General features: G+C 28.7%; 2 protein-coding genes. Both read left to right on the top strand.

Annotation, left to right across the window (positions count from 1 at the left end):
• Window positions 1–162: 162 nt before the first annotated feature.
• Window positions 163–501 carry an SVM family protein gene (locus tag ON17_RS01535; protein ID WP_017191747.1) on the top strand — a complete coding sequence of 113 codons (339 nt, stop codon included), beginning with the start codon at window positions 163–165 and terminating at the stop codon, window positions 499–501.
• Window positions 502–789: 288 nt separating this feature from the next.
• Entirely contained in the window at window positions 790–2,118 is a 1,329-nt protein-coding gene (locus ON17_RS01530) for a hypothetical protein (protein ID WP_017191746.1), read from the top strand.
• The last annotated feature ends 253 nt before the right edge of the window (window positions 2,119–2,371 follow it).

Below are 2,371 nucleotides of genomic sequence, written 5' to 3'. Positions count from 1 at the left end.
AACTCAAAAAAACAAAAACAAATTCCTAACTGAACAATCTCAAGATTCTAAAGTTTCAAAAGAGAAACTATTGAATCATTAAAAAATATTTAAAATAAAAGACAATCCTTTCTCTATGAAATCACCTCAAATGAGGAATAAAAATAAAAGGAGATTTAATTAATGATTAAATTAAAACACCAATTTAAAATAATTAGTATTTATTTATTTGTGTTTATAAGTTTATTATTTATAATTAATAATAATCTATTAATGGCAAATGAAACAAATTCTGATGACAATATGCCCCGAAATAACAATGTTAACGACAATATATTAAGACAACAAATCAGAACTTTGCATGATTTGTTGTTAAATGAAGCAAACTTATTTCAAGAACTTTATAATGCTATTAGCGATAATCTGCCACAAGATATAATAATTAATTTAAAAAATCAAATAAGAAATATACATATACAATCTGAAAATATTAGAATAAATATTCTTCCGAATCAACAATAAAATACCTAAAAATCTAAACAAAAGACCCTCAACCCAGAGGGCCTTTTTATTTTACCCAAACACACAACAACTGGCAAGGCCATTAAACTAAAACCCAAAGGAGGCAAAACAAACCATGATTAAAACCAAATCTTTAAAAAAGTTTTTATAACCATTTCTTTATTAATCACTATTTTATCCATTAATCCTATTTTCGCCCATAACTATTTTCACAAACAAACAAAATCTAAAATCAAACTCGCTGATTACCAAACCCTTCAAAGAGAATGGTTAGCCACCCAACCAAAAATGAAAAGATACGACATCAACGTTCTAAATCACAAAGATATCCCTAATGTCTTAAAATATTTTCATCTTCAATGCAGCGGTGTTTTGCATAAGCCTAGTTATAATAATTATCAACAAACCAACCTCTATTATTACCTCAAAAACCCTCCTTCAGGTCTTTTAGGAGTCTATTTTAAACCACGTTTTAATCCTTTTAAAATAGAATACCCTTATGCAGATGATCTTTACACTTTAGAAGACCTCCTCAAATACGAAATCGCCATCGAAGAAGCCTTTGTTTTCTGGGATGCCAAACAAAAACCTCAAGAAATTCCACCTCAAATAAATTTAGTAGTTAGTAATATCTTCACTGATCAAAACAAAGAAGAAATAATTAATCGATGGTTAATCAACAACAACATCATCAAACAACCCAAACTCATTAAATTAGGTTGTTATAACGCCACAACTAATACTGGTTTAGTGGCGCCTTTACCATCAAGAACTTTCCATGAAATTGATATTGACGCCATTTATTTTGATGATGGTATTCGTATCATGGAAGAAAACCCACAAAAACAAACTATAAGACAACACATTGAAATCTTACAAAAAACCCAACAAAGATATAAACAACGATTAAAAGATATTGAAGATGATAAATTTAAACAACTTTTCAACGAAATAATCAAAGAAATAGAAAAAGAAATAAACACCTTCAAACAAGAAATGCACCAACTCCCAGGCACCATCGAAGACCTCTTAATCCTTTCTAACGGCGCTAAAAACATCTATCTTTTCATCTTCAACACTATAAAAAGAGCAATCCACATTAATCTCCCAGACTCTCTTAACCCCTATGAACAGATTCGAGATTGGAAAAGAGCCAACAATTTATATGCTTATGAAGGAGAATATAACAGAGAATCTAAAAGTGGCAATAATCCTATAACTATTATCGAACCCACTTGTAAAGAAATTAATATTTCATATGCTATTAATTTATTAGAAAATACTTTTGAAACTGAAGATAAAATATATCGGATTACTTGTCAAGATACAAAACCAAAAAGAGATATTTTAATGGACTATCAAAAAGATTATATTGCATGGTTAAACCAATGTTATATCAAATATGGCTGTTATTATTCAGGAGAAGAAGTCCGTAATAAATTCGATCGTTCTAGTCGAACTATATATGATGAAAATGGTAACACTCATTATTATAGATATGTAGATGGCGTCTTGTTTGACGATTGGTATATCGACGGGGATAAATGTTCTAAAACATATTATCGATTCTTAGACACCACTCCACCCCCTAAAAAACCAGATATCCTCGATTCTTAATTAAAATATCGTCCAAAGACCCTTCACAAGGATCTTTTTTTATTACCCAATACTTAAAAAAGAAAGGAACTATTAAATATGTTCATTAAAAAAATATTACCATCTTTACCGAGTAACATCATCTTTTTTATTATTATCTCTATTTTGTTAATCCCTTTAATTTTTATTAATTATTTAATCAAATTCTATCTTTTTACTTATCAATTAAGTATCCAAAGACTAAAACAAGGAATAGTAGTCAAATTTTATCAAT

This window comes from Poinsettia branch-inducing phytoplasma str. JR1 (genome assembly GCF_000309465.1).
In the GTDB taxonomy this organism is placed as follows: domain Bacteria; phylum Bacillota_I; class Bacilli_A; order Acholeplasmatales; family Acholeplasmataceae; genus Phytoplasma; species Phytoplasma pruni.
The sequence above is the reverse complement of the archived record's forward strand: the minus strand, read 5'-3'. Positions and strand labels throughout refer to the sequence as shown.

Bases quoted from the DNA above. Each gene is read 5' to 3' on its own strand.
- ON17_RS01535 (WP_017191747.1), top strand. From the start codon at position 163: ATGATTAAATTAAAACACCAATTTAAAATAATTAGTATTTATTTATTT.
- ON17_RS01530 (WP_017191746.1), top strand. From the start codon at position 790: ATGAAAAGATACGACATCAACGTTCTAAATCACAAAGATATCCCTAAT.